At 33.9% G+C, this 16,300-nt stretch carries 16 protein-coding genes; all 16 read left to right on the top strand.

All coding sequences use genetic code 11. From position 1 onward, the window contains the following. The first annotated feature begins 1 nt into the window (after position 1). The 16 genes from clpB to polA all read left to right on the top strand — a co-directional run bounded on the left by clpB (position 2) and on the right by polA (position 16,300). On the top strand, positions 2 to 2,599 hold the full coding sequence (clpB, locus tag JNUCC83_RS04420; protein ID WP_454461013.1) for an ATP-dependent chaperone ClpB: 2,598 nt from the start codon (positions 2 to 4) through the stop codon (positions 2,597 to 2,599). Between the two features lie 60 nt (positions 2,600 to 2,659). Beyond that, complete coding sequence (locus JNUCC83_RS04415; protein WP_454461012.1) at positions 2,660 to 3,262, top strand: DUF5052 family protein; 603 nt, start codon at positions 2,660 to 2,662, stop codon at positions 3,260 to 3,262. Between the two features lie 96 nt (positions 3,263 to 3,358). After that, a complete protein-coding gene (locus JNUCC83_RS04410; protein WP_454461327.1) occupies positions 3,359 to 4,105 on the top strand; it encodes a threonine/serine exporter family protein in 747 nt (248 codons plus the stop codon). A gap of 17 nt (positions 4,106 to 4,122) precedes the next feature. Further along, positions 4,123 to 4,560 carry a threonine/serine exporter family protein gene (locus JNUCC83_RS04405; protein WP_454461011.1) on the top strand — a complete coding sequence of 146 codons (438 nt, stop codon included), beginning with the start codon at positions 4,123 to 4,125 and terminating at the stop codon, positions 4,558 to 4,560. A gap of 114 nt (positions 4,561 to 4,674) precedes the next feature. After that, the gene (locus tag JNUCC83_RS04400) at positions 4,675 to 5,112 is read left to right on the top strand and encodes an OsmC family protein (RefSeq protein ID WP_454461010.1); all 438 of its coding nucleotides are present in this window, start codon (positions 4,675 to 4,677) and stop codon (positions 5,110 to 5,112) included. A gap of 123 nt (positions 5,113 to 5,235) precedes the next feature. Beyond that, a complete protein-coding gene (locus JNUCC83_RS04395) occupies positions 5,236 to 5,559 on the top strand; it encodes a hypothetical protein (RefSeq protein ID WP_454461009.1) in 324 nt (107 codons plus the stop codon). Between the two features lie 117 nt (positions 5,560 to 5,676). Beyond that, positions 5,677 to 6,477 carry a hypothetical protein gene (locus JNUCC83_RS04390; protein WP_454461008.1) on the top strand — a complete coding sequence of 267 codons (801 nt, stop codon included), beginning with the start codon at positions 5,677 to 5,679 and terminating at the stop codon, positions 6,475 to 6,477. 111 nt (positions 6,478 to 6,588) lie between these two features. Continuing rightward, positions 6,589 to 7,926, top strand: a complete 1,338-nt coding sequence (gene murC, locus JNUCC83_RS04385) for a UDP-N-acetylmuramate--L-alanine ligase (protein WP_454461007.1) — start codon at positions 6,589 to 6,591, stop codon at positions 7,924 to 7,926. A gap of 72 nt (positions 7,927 to 7,998) precedes the next feature. Continuing rightward, entirely contained in the window at positions 7,999 to 8,454 is a 456-nt protein-coding gene (locus tag JNUCC83_RS04380) for a MaoC family dehydratase (protein ID WP_454461326.1), read from the top strand. After that, entirely contained in the window at positions 8,423 to 9,118 is a 696-nt protein-coding gene (locus JNUCC83_RS04375; protein ID WP_454461006.1) for a Bax inhibitor-1/YccA family protein, read from the top strand. The genes JNUCC83_RS04380 and JNUCC83_RS04375 overlap by 32 nt, the downstream gene beginning before the upstream one ends. A gap of 136 nt (positions 9,119 to 9,254) precedes the next feature. Next, positions 9,255 to 10,136 (top strand): YusW family protein, encoded by an 882-nt coding sequence (locus tag JNUCC83_RS04370; protein ID WP_454461005.1) that lies wholly within the window; start codon positions 9,255 to 9,257, stop codon positions 10,134 to 10,136. A gap of 187 nt (positions 10,137 to 10,323) precedes the next feature. Further along, positions 10,324 to 10,695, top strand: coding sequence for a GntR family transcriptional regulator (locus JNUCC83_RS04365; RefSeq protein ID WP_454461004.1), 372 nt, complete (start codon positions 10,324 to 10,326; stop codon positions 10,693 to 10,695). Position 10,696: 1 nt separating this feature from the next. Beyond that, positions 10,697 to 11,776, top strand: a complete 1,080-nt coding sequence (locus tag JNUCC83_RS04360; RefSeq protein WP_454461003.1) for a DUF1648 domain-containing protein — start codon at positions 10,697 to 10,699, stop codon at positions 11,774 to 11,776. A gap of 132 nt (positions 11,777 to 11,908) precedes the next feature. Further along, positions 11,909 to 13,123, top strand: coding sequence for an ammonium transporter (locus JNUCC83_RS04355; RefSeq protein WP_454461002.1), 1,215 nt, complete (start codon positions 11,909 to 11,911; stop codon positions 13,121 to 13,123). 9 nt (positions 13,124 to 13,132) lie between these two features. Continuing rightward, entirely contained in the window at positions 13,133 to 13,495 is a 363-nt protein-coding gene (locus JNUCC83_RS04350) for a P-II family nitrogen regulator (RefSeq protein ID WP_454461001.1), read from the top strand. Between the two features lie 153 nt (positions 13,496 to 13,648). Continuing rightward, positions 13,649 to 16,300, top strand: coding sequence for a DNA polymerase I (polA, locus tag JNUCC83_RS04345; protein ID WP_454461000.1), 2,652 nt, complete (start codon positions 13,649 to 13,651; stop codon positions 16,298 to 16,300).

The raw sequence follows: 16,300 nt of genomic DNA, 5'->3' as shown, positions 1-16,300 counted from the left end.
TATGAATATAGAAAAAATGACTACGACATTGCAACAAGCTATTGCCGAAGCACAACAAGTTGCAATCACTCGAAAAAACCAAGACATTGATATCGTCCACTTGTGGAAAATATTTTTACAACCCAATCATTTTGCAAGAAACTTATATGCTGGTATCGGCTTAGATGTTGATGCATTTGAAAGAGAAGTAGACAATGAATTAGATAAATTACCAACTGTTAGTGGCAATGTCCAATATGGTCAAAATTTAAGTCAAAACTTATTTAATCTATTACAAGAAGCAGACAAAATTAGAGAAAGCTTTAATGATGATTATCTTTCAACAGAAGTCGTTGTTTTAGCATTAATGAAACTTAAAAACTTTAGCTTAACTCGCTTTTTAATGGCTCAAAAAGTCACTGAAGCTGAGTTAACAGAACGTATTAAAGATTTGAGAGGAGGAGAACGTGTGACTAGTCAAAATCAAGAAGAACAATATGAAGCACTAGAAAAATACGGAACAAATCTTAATGAAGCAGTAAAATCAGGAAAACAAGACCCAATCATTGGACGTGACGAAGAAATTCGTGATGTGATTCGTATTTTATCACGTAAAACAAAAAATAACCCAGTATTAATCGGTGAGCCAGGTGTTGGTAAAACAGCGATTATTGAAGGGTTAGCACAACGTATCGTGAAAAAAGACGTTCCTGAAAACTTAAAAAACAAAACCATTATTTCTTTAGATATGGGCTCGTTAATTGCTGGAGCGAAATTCAGAGGAGAATTTGAAGAACGTCTAAAAGCTGTTTTAAAAGAAGTAAAAAATAGTGATGGCGAAATTATTTTGTTCATCGATGAAATTCATACCATTGTCGGAGCTGGTAAAACAGAAGGTAGTATGGACGCTGGTAACTTACTTAAACCAATGCTTGCTCGTGGTGAGTTGCATTGTATTGGTGCAACAACTCTTGATGAGTACCGTGAATACATGGAAACTGATAAGGCCTTAGAAAGACGTTTCCAAAAAGTATTAGTGAAAGAACCAACTGTTGAAGACACTATTAGTATTTTACGTGGACTAAAAGAACGTTTTGAAATCCATCATGGGGTAAACATTCATGATAATGCGTTAGTTGCAGCAAGTACATTGTCTAATCGTTACATTACTGATCGTTACTTACCTGATAAAGCGATTGACTTAGTCGACGAAGCATGTGCGACTATTCGTGTGGAAATGAATTCTATGCCAACTGAATTAGACCAAGTAACCAGACGTTTAATGCAGTTAGAAATCGAAGAAGCGGCTCTTAAAAAAGAAGATGACGACGCAAGTAAAAAACGTTTAGATATTCTTCAAGGTGAATTAGCCGAATTAAGAGAAGAAGCCAATACGCTTAAAATGCAATGGGAAACAGAAAAAGAAGAATTAAACAAAGTAAACGAAAAACGTTCTGAGTTAGATCAAGCTAGAACACAACTTGAAAACGCAGAAAGCAACTACGACTTAGAAGAAGCTGCTGTGTTACGTCATGGTACTATTCCGAAACTTGAAAAAGAATTAAAAGACTTGGAAGAAAAAGAAAAACATGATGGACGTATGGTTCAAGAAGTCGTAACGGATAAAGAAATCGCCGTTGTTGTGGGTCGATTAACTGGTATTCCAGTGAAACGTCTTGAAGAAGGCGAAAGAGAAAAAATCTTGCGCTTAAATGAAACATTACATAAACGTGTGATTGGTCAAGACGAGGCAGTTGATGCGGTATCTGATGCGGTAATTCGTTCTCGTGCTGGATTACAAGATCCTAATCGTCCACTTGGTTCATTCTTATTCTTAGGACCTACTGGTGTGGGTAAAACTGAGTTAGCTAAATCATTAGCTGAAAACTTATTTGATTCTGAAGATCACATGGTACGTCTTGATATGAGTGAGTACATGGAAAAACATAGTGTGTCTCGTTTAGTCGGAGCTCCTCCTGGCTATGTTGGTTACGAAGAAGGCGGCCAATTAACAGAGGCTGTAAGAAGAAGTCCTTACACAATTGTCTTGCTTGATGAAATTGAAAAAGCTCATCCAGATGTGTTTAACATTTTACTTCAAGTGTTAGATGATGGCCGTTTGACTGACTCTAAAGGTCGTGTGGTTGACTTTAAAAACACTGTGTTAATCATGACAAGTAATATTGGGTCACAATTATTGCTTGATGGCGTAGATGAAGAAGGAAACGTATCAGAAAGTGCTAAAGAAGGCGTTCTTGAATTATTACGTGGTCACTTTAAACCAGAATTCTTAAACCGTATTGATGACACTATCTTGTTTAGCCCACTTAGTCTAGACAATGTTAAAGACATTATTGTTAAAATGACTGAAAGCTTAACAAGACGTTTAGCTCATCAAGATATTCAATTAACAATCTCTGATGATGCCAAAACTTGGATCGCTGAACAAGCCTATGATCCAATCTATGGTGCTCGCCCAATCAAACGATTCTTAACAAAAGAAGTAGAAACACCTTTAGCTAAAGAAATCGTGGCAGGAAAAGTTGGACCAAAAACAGATGTGATGATTGAAATCGTTGATGGTAAACTGACATTTACTGCATTAAAAACAGAAGAGTAGTATAATATAAAGCAAAGATGCTAAGGTGTCTTTGCTTTTTTTAGTTTTAGGAGGAACGAGATGAAAAAGAAGAAACAGTTAATGGTCGCAGGCTTACTTAGTGTCATGGTGATTTTGTTATCTGGCTGCCAAGATATTATGAATTCATTTAAACAGTTTGAACAAAGTTTTAAAGGATTAGAGATGACTGTTAGAACGTATGACGAGCAAAGTCAAGTCATGGATAAAGTACAAGGTAAATCAGTGAAGATTGAAAGAGATGATACCTTTGATACTGATGAAGACAGCAAAGACTCAAGTGTCATTCAAATCACTGTCGGACGTAATGAAATGCATCATGTGGGTTCATCCATGATTATTGAAGAAAAAGGATTAACTAATATTTTTGATGAGTATGCTGATAAAGTCGATATCAATAATACAAAAAGAAGTGTTCCGATGATTAACTCAATGGTGAACGATTTTAGTAACTCGTTTAAAGGAAAAGATAAAGTGATTTTGATTCGTAGTCAAAATGGGACACCACTTGCTACTTATGCTGGAAATAAAGTGTCAATGTATTCAACTGACGTCCCAAAGAGTACGGGGATTTTAATTGACGGAAAATATTTGTTTATTTACCGATGTGATTACACGATTTACGATAAAGCTCTGATTGATTAATAAAAGTTTGTTAAAGAAAGAAGCGATGAGTTTGTCTTCTTTCTTTTTTAGGATACAATGTTCAAAAAAGATACTTAAAAAAGGTGGTGCTTTTTGATGGACAAAGATGTTTCAACGATCAATACAGAAACGCGAGTGGCACTTTTTTACGGAAAGTTGTTACTTGAAAATAATTACGCAGTAGTAGAAGTCAGAGAGAAGTTAACAAAATTACTAGGTTTCATGAATTTAAGTAATTTTTCTATTTTCATGACACAGACTGGTTTGGTGCTAATTAATCTTGATACAAATGAAGTAAAAATGATTAATGCGACCAAAACCTCCTATAATTTTGAAAAAATAGGCAAAATGGAAGAAACTATTAAGTCATTTTATGATAAAAAACTGTCTTTAGAAGATTTTTATGAATCATTAAAACAAATTGATCGAAACACGTATGCTTTTTCCAAGGTATTTCAGATTATCAGTGCAGGGGCGATTTGTTCGTCAATGTTTGTGTTAATCAGTGGTTTGTCCGCAAAAATGTTTGTGGCGTTTGGTGTTGGGGCACTAGCTTACTATATTTATATGTTACTAGATGCGTATGTTGATGTTCAAATATTCTCTGTTTTTGTGGCCTCTTGTTTTATTTCTATAACTGCAAAATTTTTATTTAGTCACCAAATCATCGATAGTGAATTTTCGATTTTTCTCGCTTGTATTATGCCATTTTTACCAGGAGCGTCATTGGTCAATTCAATTCGTTCGAGTATCCAAGGGGATTATATCACTGGTTTGGCTCAGGGAATTAGTACAATAAATACAGCAGTGATGTTGACGTTACCGTTTATTTACTTATTATAATTTGAAGGAGTGGAAGTATGTTGATTACAAAAGTACTATTTAGTTTTTTTGTGAGTGCAGGTACCTCGGTGTTGAATAATATAGAAAAACGCTACATTGTGTTATGTGGCCTGTGTGGTTCTTTAACGGCTTTTTTGTATAACTTTTCAGAAAATTTTGTCAGCCCAGTCATGGCTTCCCTGATTTCTTGTTTTTTACTTGCCACAGTTTGCCAGTTTTTAAGTTTTAAAACCAGTCGTCCAGACACAAGTTTTATCATTCCTGGTATCATGCCAGTTGTCCCAGGGTCATTAGTATTCCGAGCATTTGATGCGTTAGCTGAGTCGAGTTATTTGAAAGCACTCGATTACGGCACGCAAGCCATAATGGTAGGGGTATCGATTGCATTAGCCCTTGTTTTCAATGAAACAATGACTACTCTTTTCATAAATATTAAACATAAAGCTATTAAGTAAGCAGAACGAATCGTTCTTAAAAAGCTAGTATAATAGTAAAAAATGACAAAACAACTTCTCAAATAACGAATATATGATACCATAAGAGGTATAATGAATGAGGAGGATGTTATTATGGCAGTTCAAACATTTAAAACAGTGGCAGAAAACACACAAGGCGTACAAGTTTCAGTGAAATCACGAGATTTTGAATTTGTATTAGACGAACCAAAAAATCTTGGTGGAAATGATACAGGAATGAACCCAGTTGAAGCATTATTAGGGTCATTAGGGGCTTGTAAAGTGATTGTGGCTAAAAGTTTTGCAGCTTATCATAAGATCAATCTTAAATCAATTCGAGTTGAAGTAGAGGGAGAGTTAGATACTGACGGTTTTTCTGGAAAAAATCCAAATGCTAAAGTTGGTTTTTCTAAAATTATTTCAAATTTCTACATTGATGCAGACAATACAGACGAAGAAATCGCTGATTATGTGCGTTTTATCAATAAAACATGTCCAGTTGCTGACACAATTGAAAACGCTCCTGTAATGGAATCGTACATTATTAAATAATTTTTTCACTAGACTAGTCTTTTAGGCTAGTTTTTTTGTATGACTAAGGTTTATTAGGATTAACAAATCGTGTGAACTTTGGTATAATGCGTATTGTGTTATGTAGAAGGGAGGAGTGAATTAATGGCAAATAATCAGTCGAACAATAAATATCGCTTATTATTAAAAGGATTTTTTGTTATCTATGTGATTGAATTAATTTGGTTCTTGTATTCTCAAATTATTAAACCACTAGTGGATGGCAATCCTTTAAATATGGGCTCAGTCGAGCTAGCGATTTTATTGGTAGTTGCTCTTATTATTGTATTAATCGTTTATACGTTGAAAAAATCGCGTAAAGTTAGCGGTATTGTGTTATCTATTTTTGGTGTTAGTTTAATTCTTTTTGGTATTCTTGCCCCACTACTAGATGTCTACATTCCATTTTTATGGCATTTATTCCATTAAAAAAATGATGAAAGTACAGAGTCTTTACTTTGTGCTTTTTATTTATTTAACGTTAAATTAGTGTTTTCTCACAGGAGGTATGTTAAAATAAATAAAGTGAATTTAAAGGAATGATAGATGATGAATTTTTCAGATAAACGTAAACATTTTAGATTTCCTGCTTACGATGATGAGACAGGAGTTAAATTAAATAGACAACCTCAATCTATATCAAATACTAGGAAAACGTTTAGTAGTCAACATAATGATAAAGTTATTTTAGATCCTGTAGAGATGGTGGCTGAACCAACATATTTTGGTGAGGACGGATTACCAGAAATGGAAATTGAGCGTGCAGAGCCTAACCGAGTCGTGCAACGTAAAATTGAGCGCAAAAAACCAACTCAAGCTACGGTTAAACAACAACCAACGCCACAACCATCACCAGAAAAAAAGGTGAGTTTAAATAGTGAAGATGTGGCAATTAAAACGATGAATAACCAAGTTTACGCAGAACCTGTGGAACAAGAATATAATGCGCCACAATCTTCTTTTTCAAATAAACTTTACGAAACGGATCGAAATGGCCAAGCGAAATACCGTAAAAAGTATAATAAGCGTAAGCCGTTTGAGTCTTCATATCATTTACCAGGGGAAAATCCGCAAGAATTATTTAAACCAAAATATATTCCGGCATCCCTGATTGAAGATACACCAGCTAAAAAAAGTGACATTGAATCAACCGAATTAGTAAAAGAACTAAGAAAAGTATCAGAGGAAAACCTATTATTAATGGATGAAATGGATCCAGTTGAGATGATAGATGATGATACGAGTGAGAAAAAAGTTGAGAAGAAAAATCATCGCTTAGAAAAATCGTTGTCTGGTATTATGAAAGATGAGTCAAGTCAACACTTAGACAACTATTATTTTGACTAAGGCAATACTTACTTGGATCAATTGATTCTTGTAAGTATTTTTTATTGAATTGTTATCTTAATTGTAAGATAATACATGATAGTTATAATTAATGAATAGAGGAGTTTTTTTATGGAACTGCATAAAAATAAGATATACCATTTTGTCGGAATTAAAGGAACAGGGATGAGTGCGTTAGCTTTGATTTTGCATCAAAAAGGATACAACGTTCAAGGGTCTGATATCGAAAAGTATATCTTTACTCAAAGAGAATTAGAATTAGCCAATATTGAGATTAAACCGTTTCAAGAAATTAACATTCAAGATGACATGATCGTTATTGCAGGAAATGCATTTCCTGACAGTCATGTTGAAATAAAAGCAGCCTTAAAAAAAGGATTACCTGTCATTCGTTATCATAAATTCTTAGGTGAATTTATTAAGCACTTTACAAGTATTGCTGTAACAGGTTCACACGGAAAAACAACGACTACAGGTCTGTTATCTCACGTGTTTTCAGGAATAGAACCAACAAGTTATTTGATTGGGGATGGAACAGGTCATGGCGAACCAAATGCCACATTTTTCTGTTTTGAAGCGTGTGAGTACCGTCGTCACTTTTTAGCGTATTCACCAGATTATGCGATTATGACAAATATTGATTTCGATCATCCTGACTATTATCACGGTATTGACGATGTGTTTGATGCGTTTCAATCATTTGCCAAACAAGTTAAAAAAGGGATTATAGCTTTTGGTGATGATAAAAACTTACGTCGTCTAAAAGCTGATGTGCCAATTTATTATTACGGATTAAACGATACAGATGATTTCCAAGCAATCAATATCGAACGTACGACAGAAGGGTCATCTTTTGAGATTGTCCATAAAGGAAACGTTATTGGTGAGTTTAAGGTTCCAACATATGGTGTTCACAATATTTTAAATGCATTAAGTGTGATTGCTATTTCTTATCTTGAAGGTTTTGATATGAGCCTTGTTGCACAAGAAATGTTGACATTTAGTGGAGTGAAACGTCGCTTTAGTGAAAAACGAGTGTCTGATATGGTCATTGTTGATGATTACGCACACCATCCTGCTGAAATTAAAGTAACAATTGATGCAGCAAGACAAAAATATCCAGATAAAGAGATTATTGCTGTATTCCAACCTCATACTTTCACTAGAACCATTGCGTTAATGGATGAATTTGCTGAGTCATTAGATCATGCAGACCACGTTTATTTATGTGATATTTTTGGGTCTGCTAGAGAGGAAGCAGGATCAGTAAAAATTGAAGATTTAGGGGATAAAATTTCAAAAGGTGGCGATTTAATCACTTTAGAAAATATGTCACCATTGCTTGACTATAAAGATGCTGTGGTTATCTTTATGGGAGCTGGAGATGTCCAAAAATTTGAAGTAGCATATGAAAGTTTACTAGGAAGTACTCGACCAAATACCATGTAGTTGGGGAATAATTAGGAATATGATAAGATAAAGCAGAAGGGAGAGGTAATCATCGATTCGTCAAAACACAAAATTAAATTGATATCTGAATTTAAAGAAGGAGAAATATTAAGTATTACAGAAACATTGGAAGACAGTCAGATCCTTCTATATCTGGGCTTAACAAAAGATGCAAATCCGTTATTTATTCAAACAGAATTTGCCGAAGAAACTATCAATGATGCACCAATTGTTCCAAGTATAATGCTGATGGGCATTATTTCAAGTAATGTGTCAAAGCACTTGCCAGGACCTGGGTGGAATATTGTAAACGTCACGTTTAACTTACTTAGAAATGTGTATCACGGTGAAACATTAACATTTCACTTTGAAATCATTAATATAGATGAGCTAAAACGTACAATGACTCTTTCTGTTAAAGCTTACGATTATGATGACGAGCGAATTCTAAATTCGGTGGTTATTGTCGAACTAAATACAAAAGAGAAAGTGAGAGATGTCAATGAATCAACAACATCAAACAGTTGAAAATACAACAGGTTTAGCCAAGTTTTATAGTAAAGTTTATGGGTACTTAGGTGTAGGCTTAGGTATTAGTGCGTTAATATCGTTTTTAGTACTAAATGTGTTTGCCGAATCAGTTTTACCCGTAATTTTTGGAAATCCGTTACTCTTTTGGGGAATGTGGATTGCCCAACTTGTACTAGTCGTCTATCTTGGGAAAAATGCATTTAACGACTCAGCAAAATCGCTTATTGGATTTATTGCCTACTCAGCTTTGACGGGTGTGACGATATCAGTGACACTTGCTATGTACAATCAACAAGCCATTGTCAGAGCATTTGTCACAACAGCAATTATGTTTGTTGGGATGTCTCTACTAGGTGTGTTTATCAAAAAAGATTTAAGTGCGATGGGTCATGCATTATATAGTTTAGTTATTGGTGTGATTATTGCAACGTTAATCAACATCTTTTTCCTAAAAAGCGCGCCAGTTGATTACTTTATTTCATATTCAATGGTCGTCATCTTTTCAGGATTGATTGCATATGATAACCAAAAAATCAAATTAATTTACCAAGAAAGCGGGGCAAAAACCGCATCAGGATTGGCAGTATATTGTGCTTTAAGTTTATATCTTGATATTGTCAACTTGTTCTTAGCTTTAGTAAGAATTTTTGGTAGAGATTAATCACGTTTAAGAAGTCCATTTTTAGGGCTTCTTTTTTATTTTGAAAAAAATTTTAAAAATTATTTGACAAATAGTACTGTTTATAATATAGTAGTGGTGTAAGGATAATACATAAAATTTTTAGGAGGAGTTATAAATGTTTAAAAAGAAATTTACAAAAGTTGCGACACTATCATTACTAACTATTTCATTGGGAGGATCTGCCTTAGTTGTTAATACTCAGGATGTAGATGCTAAAACAGTTGTTTCTCAAACAGCTAGAAAATCAGTGATTACTTTTACGAAAGCAGACTTAGAAGATGCTACTAACGTGAAATTATCAGCGTTTAATGTTCAAAAAATGTATGATTATTTATCTAAAACAGATGCATGGACAGCTTTAGGCTATAATGGGTCTCAAGCCACTAAAATTGCCCAACGTGTGTCTTTAAGTTCACGCCAAGCTCAAGGGATTTTAAAAGATATGGTAAATAACGATAATCTAGAATTTAAAGTGGTTTACATGAATACTGGATGGTTCGAAAGAGTTAACATCGGATCAGAAGTTGTAAAAGGTGAAACACCAGAAGTAGAAACACCAGAAGTAGAAACACCAGAAGTAGAAACACCAGAAGTAGAAACACCAGAAGTAGAAACACCAGAAACTGGAGCGCCAGAAACCGAAACACCAGAGATTGATGTGCCATCAAATGGTACATTAGATAAAAATATTAAAGAAATCGAAATCGAAGTTGAGTATCGAGCGAAAAATAAAGACATTGAGTTAGATGTTGATGTCAAAAAAGATGGACGAGTAAAAGCTGAATTTGAAAATGAAGCGACACTTACAAAAGTTAAAGGTGATAAAGCAGAAGCTATCGCCGTTGACATATTTGATGGCGTAGACGTTCGTACGATGTCAAAAAATGACATTAAAAACCATGTGTTAACTAAATTAAATGCTGATCAAAACGTCAAGAAATTTGATTTTAAAGTAAAATATTTTGATGGATCAAAAATCGATTTTAAAATTAAATAAGATAGACAATTAACAGTTTTATGAAACACTTAAAATATAATAGTAATCTAAAGCACTCTTTAAGTTGGAAATTTTATCTGACTTTAGGAGTGTTTTTTTTTGCAAGTAAAAAAAGGAATGATATTTTGTTATAGTTGACATATAACAATTATTGTTATAGTCTATATATAACAAAGAGGTGAGAATAATGATAGAGATTGATACAGAAAGTCTTGCCCCGATATACAGTCAATTGATGTTTCAAATAAAGCGAGCGATTGTTCGAGGAGACGTAGAGAAGGGGCAGTCTATGCCAAGTGTTAGGTCGTTAGCAGGTGATATTGGTGTCAATTTGCATACGATTAATAAAGCTTATAAATTATTGGTTGATGAAGGGGTGTTAGTTCAAGAAAAAAAAGGATTTAAAGTGGCTGAAACAGAGAAAATTAATACAAGTATTGAGAATAAACAATCTATTCAGCAAAAGTTAGATGAGTTGTTGGTGGATAGTCTAATTTTTGACATTGATATTGCAGATATGATGGAAAAACGCTTAATTGAAATAAAAGGACGTGAATAAAATGATTTGGATGATGAGTGTATTATTATTATTTTTAGGCTTTAGCATGGCGATGACACCATATATCGCTCAACGTGGCATTGTTTTTGGTGTCACAATGCCCCAAAAAAGTGGGCACGTAGCGAAGTTAAAGAAGACCTACTTTTTACAAAATATGCTTGTAGCTTTGCTATTTATTATATTATCGGTGATGTTTGATGGAGTATTTTCAGTAACAGATGAAACCTTAAGTATGTTAATAATTGTATTTATTTCATGTCAGCTTCTTTATGGCATTATGAGTTACTTTGTGTGTAATCGTCGAATGCTTCGTTATAAAGATAAGATAATTTCTGAAGGGTACAAGCCCAATAAAAAAATGTCACTGGATTTGTCATTTCGTGAAAACATGTCGATATTTCCAACGTGGATTTTAGTTGCAATTCAATTCATTATTATCGCATTTGAAATAATTATAACAATTAAAAACCAAGCAATTATCCCGGATAAAATTATTATGCAATGGGACTTTCAAGGTAATCCAACAACTATAGTAGATAAAACATGGTTTAATATTTATTCTGCACCTATTATTCAGTTAGTCTTAGCATTTATTTTAAGTGTCACAAATGAATCTTATAAGCGTGGAAAACAACGTGTAATGGATAAACAATCAGTTAGATGGAGTCAATCTTTTAGAAAAATATCATCTTATATGGGTGCTGTGATTGCTGTATTAGTCCAAATTACGATATTCGTTATTCAAATGACAAGTGTGGTGCCATTTCTATCAGAAAAAACAATGTCTAAAATTTTGATGATCATTATAGGGTTAATGCTTTTAGCGATTATAGGATTGATGGTTATCTATGGACAAAGTGGTGCCAGATTACATCAAGAAAACGTTACACCACCAAGTTACGATGATGATAAGTATTGGAAGTGGGGCATGTTTTACTTTAATAGAGAGGATCCATCTTTTTGGGTAGAAAAACGAATGGGAATTGGTATGACGATTAATTTTGCAAACTGGAAAGCGGTCGCTTTTATGGTTGTGCCGATTGTGTTTATACTAGTTATTTCTTTTTTTATTGATAAATGAACTAATGAAGCAAGTGAGAAATCATTTGCTTTTTTTTTTGAAAAAAATTGAAATTATCAAATTATTTGCAATCATACTTTCACTATTATAAAATAATAAAAAATTTATTAAAAAAAATGAGAGGTGATGTAAATGAAAGTGGATATTGTGTTTATACTAATGTGTTCATCGATGGTATTTTTGATGACACCCGCATTAGCCTTTTTCTACGGGGGATTAGAGAGAAGAAAGAACATTATAAATACTATGATGATGGTTTTTTGTACGACAGGAATTGGGTCAATTATTTGGATTTCTCTTGGCTATTCATTGTCTTTCGGGGGAGAAGGAATGTTTTTTGGCAATTTTCAACATTTATTTCTAAATGGCGTATCTTTGGAAGAAGGAAATGGAATACCAGAAGGATTATTTGCACTTTTTCAAATGATGTTTGCGTTGATTGCAACTGGAATTATGACAGGATCTGTGGTTGGTAGAATAAAATTTTCTGCCATTTTTTTATTTATTCCTTTTTGGTTAATCTTAGTTTATGCACCATTAGCCCATATGGTTTGGGGTAAAGGGTTCCTTGAACAAATTGGTTCCATTGATTTTGCTGGTGGAAATGTTGTTCATGTTAGCTCAGGGATTTCTGGTTTAGTATTGTCAATGGTTATCGGAAAAAGAAGAGAGTTTCATCTTCAAAATTACAGACCACATAATATCCCTTTCGTTGTGTTAGGAACTGGACTATTATGGTTTGGTTGGTTTGGCTTTAATGCAGGTTCATCATTAACAGCAGGAAGTTTAGCGATTCATGCTGCATTAACAACTCACATTTCAGCAGCATCAGGAATGCTTTCTTGGATGTTAGTCGAAAAATACTTAAATGGAAAACCGACCATTGTTGGAGCATGTACGGGAGCAGTCATTGGTTTAGTAGGAATAACTCCTGGTGCAGGTTTTGTATCTTTATTTTCTAGTATGCTAATTGGATTGGTTTGCAGTCCCATTTGCTATTTCTTTATTGCAGTTATTAAAAGAAAAATTAAAATTGATGATGCACTTGATGCTTTTGGGTGTCATGGACTTGGTGGGATTGTTGGGGGTGTTTTGACAGGAGTGCTTGCCGATCCCGAAATTGGTGGTAAAACAGGATTGATTTACGGTGGAGTTGATTTATTTATCGCGCAGATAGAGTCTATTGTATTTACGATTATTTATGCAGGTGTTTTAAGTTTTATTATTATTAGTGTAATCAAATTATTTATGCCCATACGTACAACAGATCAACAAGAACTAATTGGTATGGATATTGGAGAACATGAAGAAACGGCATATCCAACATTTATGGGAATGGATTCTTAGGAGGACTTTATGAAAAAAGTAGAAGCAATTATCAAACAAGAAAAATTATCGGAAATTCAAATGGCTATTGATTCAGATGTTGAAATAAAAGGCATGACAGTTGTACAAGTATTGGGCGTGGGATTACAAAAAGGGCAAGTGAATCATGTGAGAGGAAATGAAGTCATTACAAATCTTATACCAAAAGTATCAGTTAGTTTTATTGTAACTGAAAAAGATGTTGATTATATTGTGGATCTTATTATGAGAATATGTCAATCTGATGAAATTGGGACTGGTAAAATATTTATCTCTCCAATTGAAGAAGTGATTAGAATTAGAACAGGAGAGAGAGGATACAAAGCCATTTCTGAATCAGTACATGACCTCTAATCATGATATAACGAAACTATTATCGCAAATAAGATAATTATGAAAAAGTAATTTGCAACTAGGAAAAGAATACCTCCTAGCGTTTTTAACTTTCGCAATCACTCTTAAAATTTGATAGAATAGTTAGTAGAAGAATAGAAATGGAGTGTCACGATGGCGAAGAAAAAATTATTATTAGTCGATGGAAATAGTATTGCATTTAGAGGATTCTATGCACTCTATCAATCATTAGAACGTTTTAAAAACAACAATGGGTTACATACAAACGCATTATATGCGGTTAACAATATGTTAGAAAATATCTTAGCAAAAGAAGAACCAACACATGTATTGGTTGCTTTTGACGCTGGAAAAACAACTTTTAGACATGCCTTTTATGATGAGTATAAAGCAGGACGAGCTAAAACCCCAAGTGAATTTAAAGAACAGATGCCATATTTAAGAGATTTAATTGAAGGGCTTGGAATGAAACACTTTGAATTAGATAACTATGAGGCAGATGACATCATCGGAACACTTGCAACGAAATATGCATCAAATGATGTTGATGTTGTGGTTTTATCTGGAGACAAAGATTTAACTCAATTAGCAAGTGAGCATACAAAAGTAGATGTTACTGTTAAAGGGGTCAGTGAAATTGAGAGCTACACACCTGAACATATTTTAGAAAAATACGGGTTAACACCATCTCAAATCGTCGACATGAAAGGTCTTGCTGGTGATCAATCAGATAATATCCCAGGTGTAACAAAAATTGGTGAGAAAACTGCGATTAAGTTGCTCAAAGAGTATGGCTCAGTGGAAGGCGTTTATGACCACATTGATGAGATGAAAAAAAGTAAAATGAAAGAAAATCTTATCAATGAAAAAGATATTGCTTTCTTAAGTAAAAAATTAGCCACGATTGACACAAATGTACCATTAGACATGACACTTGATGATTTAGCTTATAATGGAAAAGATTTAGAAAAGTTGATTCCTTTTTATAAAGAAATGGATTTCAATTCATTTCTTGCAAAACTAGATACTAGTAATGTTGAAAGTGATTTAGTCGAAAAAGTGGCGATTCATTATGACGTGATAACTGAGTTGACTGAGGAGATGTTTCAATCTGATATGTCCTTACATGTCGAAATGCTAGGTGAAAATTATCATACTTCTCCAATCGTGGGCTTTGCTTTTGGAAATAAAGAAAAAGTTTATGTGTCCGATGATATTGAATTACTCTCTCATCCTTTAATGGGTCAGTGGCTTGAAGATGATAATAAAACGAAAAAAGTATTTGATGCCAAAAGACAATATGTGGCACTAAATCGTTATGGCGTTAAATTAAATGATATCAAATTTGATATGCTATTAGCAGCGTACTTAGCTGATTCGACAAATAACAGTGAAGATTTAGCACAAATCGCTCATTTCTATGATTATTATGATGTCGATCGTGATGAAGTTATCTACGGAAAAGGAGCAAAAAAAGGTTTACCAGAATCTTCTGAGGTGTTTTATGAGCATTTAGCAAGAAAAGTGGTGGCGATTGACTCACTTTACGAGACAATCATGACCGATTTAGACGACAAAAATCAATCTGATTTATTTTATGATATTGAACTACCAATTGCACTTATTTTAGCTGATATGGAGATTGAGGGCATTACGGTAAATGCGAGTCGTTTACAAGAAATGAAAGGTGAATTTGCTGAGCGACTTAGCGAAATTGAACAAACAATCTATAACCTAGCTGGCGAAGAATTTAATATCAATTCACCAAAACAATTAGGTGTGATTTTGTTTGAAAAAATGGGACTGCCTGTTATTAAAAAAACAAAAACAGGGTATTCAACCGCTGTTGACGTGTTAGAAAAATTACAAGGTGAGTCACCTATTATAGATAGTATTTTATCTTATCGTCAATTAGCAAAAATCCAGTCAACATATGTGGAAGGTTTACTGAAAGTTATTTTTGAAGACAATAAAATCCATACTAGATACATCCAAACATTAACACAAACTGGGCGGTTAAGTTCTGTGGACCCTAACTTACAAAATATTCCAATCCGATTAGAAGAAGGCCGTAAAATTCGTCAAGCCTTTGTTCCACGAAAAACAGGTTGGAAATTATTTGCATCTGATTATTCTCAAATTGAATTACGTGTGTTAGCAGCGATTTCAGATGATGAGCATTTAAAAGAAGCATTTATCGAAGGGATGGATATCCATTCTAGTACAGCCATGCGTGTGTTTGGCATAGAAAAAGCAGAAGACGTCGATAGTAATATGAGACGTCAAGCAAAAGCGGTTAACTTTGGGATTGTGTATGGGATTAGTGACTACGGTTTATCACAAAATTTAGGCATTACTCGAAAAGAAGCACAAGAATTTATTGATAGATACTTTGCCATGTATCCAGGGGTTAAAAAATACATGGAAGACATTGTTCGTGAGGCAAAAGACAAAGGCTATGTTGAAACGTTGTATCATCGCCGTCGTTATTTACCTGATATCAATGCTAGAAACTTTAACTTGCGTTCATTTGCTGAAAGAACAGCGATTAATACACCAATTCAAGGAAGTGCTGCTGATATCTTGAAGATTGCGATGATTAAAATTAATAAACGTCTTAAAGAAGAAAACATGCAAGCCACCATGCTATTACAAGTGCATGATGAGTTAGTTTTTGAAGCGCCAGAAGAAGAAATTCCAGCCTTACAAAAACTAGTTGAAGAAACGATGAATCATGCTGTTGATTTATCTGTGCCACTTAGAGCTGATAGTAGTTACGGCGATACATGGTATGATGCAAAATAA

This window comes from Vagococcus sp. JNUCC 83, assembly GCF_053667615.1.
Note: the sequence above shows the minus strand (reverse complement) of the source record. Positions and strands in the feature narration are given on the sequence as shown.

Bases quoted from the DNA above. Each gene is read 5' to 3' on its own strand.
- JNUCC83_RS04350 (WP_454461001.1), top strand. From the start codon at position 13,133: ATGAAAAAAGTAGAAGCAATTATCAAACAAGAAAAATTATCGGAAATT.
- JNUCC83_RS04355 (WP_454461002.1), top strand. From the start codon at position 11,909: ATGAAAGTGGATATTGTGTTTATACTAATGTGTTCATCGATGGTATTT.
- JNUCC83_RS04415 (WP_454461012.1), top strand. From the start codon at position 2,660: ATGAAAAAGAAGAAACAGTTAATGGTCGCAGGCTTACTTAGTGTCATG.
- JNUCC83_RS04370 (WP_454461005.1), top strand. From the start codon at position 9,255: ATGTTTAAAAAGAAATTTACAAAAGTTGCGACACTATCATTACTAACT.
- JNUCC83_RS04365 (WP_454461004.1), top strand. From the start codon at position 10,324: ATGATAGAGATTGATACAGAAAGTCTTGCCCCGATATACAGTCAATTG.
- JNUCC83_RS04395 (WP_454461009.1), top strand. From the start codon at position 5,236: ATGGCAAATAATCAGTCGAACAATAAATATCGCTTATTATTAAAAGGA.
- polA (WP_454461000.1), top strand. From the start codon at position 13,649: ATGGCGAAGAAAAAATTATTATTAGTCGATGGAAATAGTATTGCATTT.
- JNUCC83_RS04400 (WP_454461010.1), top strand. From the start codon at position 4,675: ATGGCAGTTCAAACATTTAAAACAGTGGCAGAAAACACACAAGGCGTA.
- JNUCC83_RS04375 (WP_454461006.1), top strand. From the start codon at position 8,423: ATGTCAATGAATCAACAACATCAAACAGTTGAAAATACAACAGGTTTA.
- JNUCC83_RS04390 (WP_454461008.1), top strand. From the start codon at position 5,677: ATGATGAATTTTTCAGATAAACGTAAACATTTTAGATTTCCTGCTTAC.
- clpB (WP_454461013.1), top strand. From the start codon at position 2: ATGAATATAGAAAAAATGACTACGACATTGCAACAAGCTATTGCCGAA.
- JNUCC83_RS04410 (WP_454461327.1), top strand. From the start codon at position 3,359: ATGGACAAAGATGTTTCAACGATCAATACAGAAACGCGAGTGGCACTT.
- JNUCC83_RS04405 (WP_454461011.1), top strand. From the start codon at position 4,123: ATGTTGATTACAAAAGTACTATTTAGTTTTTTTGTGAGTGCAGGTACC.
- JNUCC83_RS04360 (WP_454461003.1), top strand. From the start codon at position 10,697: ATGATTTGGATGATGAGTGTATTATTATTATTTTTAGGCTTTAGCATG.
- murC (WP_454461007.1), top strand. From the start codon at position 6,589: ATGGAACTGCATAAAAATAAGATATACCATTTTGTCGGAATTAAAGGA.